This is a genomic window from Candidatus Aquicultor sp. (assembly GCF_054640775.1).
The window spans coordinates 1-2,524 of record NZ_JBTSLF010000348.1; the positions used below are offsets into that span (position 1 = coordinate 1).

Below are 2,524 nucleotides of genomic sequence, written 5' to 3' on the forward strand. Positions count from 1 at the left end.
AATCAACAGCCGTGGTAAATAAATCGCGTACTTTCTGGTAAAACCGTTTTTCCGAAGCTCGGATCTCGCGAATGCGGGCAAGCCATTCGTCGAAATAGTCCCAGCCGCCCGGTTCCTTCAGGCGGGCATCATCCATCACAAAGCCCTTAATCAGGTACTCACGGAGGTTATTATTGGCCCATTGGCGAAACTGTATGCCGCGTGGACTGCGCACGCGGAAACCTACTGCCAGGATCATCTCGAGGCAATACAGATTCGTGCGGTAATTCTTACCATCTGCGGCAGTTGTCAAGGATTCCTTGACAACTGAGGCGGCCAGCAATTCTCCTTCTTCGAGGATGTTCTTTATATGCAGGCTAATATTCTGCTTGCTAGTCTGAAACAGTTCCGATAGTTCAAGCTGGGTAAGCCATACAGTTCCTTCATAAACACGAAGGTTGATTGCCGCGGACCCGTCCTCGGCGGTGTAGAGAATCAGCTCTCCGGCCTGCTCTGCTTGTTCCACGTCTCCCCCTATACCGTTTTGAATGTGATGCCCTTGTTCTTGAAGATCTGGACGGCGTTGGCTTTGAGCTGATCGTTGCCGGCGAAGCCCTGGTCGAGGCAGACGACGCGTTCGGGTTTTTCGCCGGCCATGGCGCGGATGAGCTCCAGGGTGAGCTCGGGCTCCAGGCAGGCGAAGAGTGAACCGCTGTTTGCGCTATAGACAGTCTTGCCTGCCAGCGTCATGGTCGCCAGGGGTGTGGTGAGGGGGAAGCCGCTCTTCAGCAGAATCTCGTAGAGGATATCTTGGGAGGAGCGGCCGGGCCGGACGTGCTCCACGTGCATTTCCATCTGTTCCCGCAACAGGTCGGCATAGTGAGGAACCTCGGCGTTCCAGGTCTTGAAATTTGATTCGTCGAGCTTGAAGACGCGGAAGCCGCGATCCTGTTTCTGGCCGTCGTCGAGATCGAGCTTGCCGGCGTCTTCCTCGTTGAGCTTCTGGATGACCCGGCGGACTCGTTCTTTGGTGATGTCGGCGATGGTGGGATAGTCTTCACGACCGGTTGGTTCGGGAAGCTGGACGAGGATGAATTTGCGGTTGCCACCGTCTTGTTTGTTGAGATCGAGGACGGCGTGGGCGGTGGCCCCGGAACCTGCGAAGAAATCGAGGACAACTGCTTCTTCGTCTGCTATCAAATCAAGTAATGGCTTAAAAAGGCCCGTCGGCTTGGGAAACGGAAAAACCTGCACATCTCCAAACAATTCGATTATCTCGTTTGTACCATGTTGAGTAAACACATCATCTATGATCGAAAATGCTTTGCTTTGTCGGACAACGCCGTTCTCATCTTTTAGATATTGCTTGGTATGTACTGACCAATTACCGTCTTTGTCGCGTAGAAAAGCTAGTTCACCACTCGTCAATGCACTTTGCACGCGGGTTTTTGACCATAACCATTGGCGTTTCGGTGTAATCTCTGTACCGTCCGGAGCATTAATCGGGAAAACAAGATTTTTTCTCTCGCCCATGCTTTTGGTGGCTTCTAGCGGGTGTGTCCTAAAAGGACCACGTGTCTCGAAGTGTTCATCTTTTTGTTTGTAATAGCGTTCTATTGATGATTGAGAATACGGCACAAAAAGTTCACCAAGCAAATCGATTTGTCTCGCATATACCAAGATATACTCATGCACGGATACTAAGTGCTTCTCTTTGGCGCCACCACCGTAACGCTTCTTCCAAATGATGTTTTCTACAAAATTCTCTTCTCCGAAAATCTCATCACAAAGCTTGCGTGTGTTGTCTACCTCGCCATCATCAATGCTAATAAAGACCATCCCATCCTCCCGCAACAGATTCCGCGCCAGATACAGCCTCGGATACATCATGTTCATCCACTTGGAATGGAAGCGGCCATCAGTGTCTGAGTTAGTGCCGAACTTGCGGCCTTCTGCGTCCACCTGGCCGGTGTATTCCAGATATGTCTGTAGCGATTCGCTGTACTTGTCGGGGTAGATGAAGTCGTTGCCGGTGTTGTAGGGCGGGTCGATGTAGATCATCTTCACCCTGCCCAGATACGACTTCTGCAGCAGCTTGAGCACTTCGAGGTTGTCACCCTCGATGATGAGGTTCTCGCTGGTGTCGAAATTGACGCTCTCCTCCGGGGCGGGGCGCAGAGTACCGAGGCTGGGCATCTGGATGGTGCGGAAGCAGTCGGCCTTGCCCGGCCAGTTCATGCCGTAGCGCTCCCGGCCGGTGTCCACAGCCTCACCGAGAGCCAGCTTCAGCCGCTCAAAGTCGATCTTTCCACCCTCCGTACGGGATTCCGGGAACAGGCGCAGCAGCTCCTCCCGTTTGTCCGCGGTAACGTCACGAGAGTTCAAATCCAATTTATCGGGAATATCATCCAAGTCTGGCTCCGTGTTCTTTCATCGGGGGTGGAACTGAGAAGTTCCTCTTGGGGTAATCATCATAGAAGAACAATATCACCGGCGCTGGATGGAAAAAAGCTACGCGCGAAGCTCCGAAACTCACCAAGACACA

2 protein-coding genes are annotated in these 2,524 nt (G+C 52.5%); both read right to left on the minus strand.

The features are described 5' to 3' along the window. Window positions 1-505, minus strand: a 505-nt coding sequence (locus ACYC56_RS15210; protein WP_461375017.1) for a virulence RhuM family protein, incomplete at its 3' end; no start/stop codon positions are given. Between the two features lie 8 nt (window positions 506-513). Next, window positions 514-2,391, minus strand: coding sequence for a site-specific DNA-methyltransferase (locus ACYC56_RS15215; protein WP_461375018.1), 1,878 nt, complete (start codon window positions 2,389-2,391; stop codon window positions 514-516). Between the last annotated feature and the right edge of the window lie 133 nt (window positions 2,392-2,524).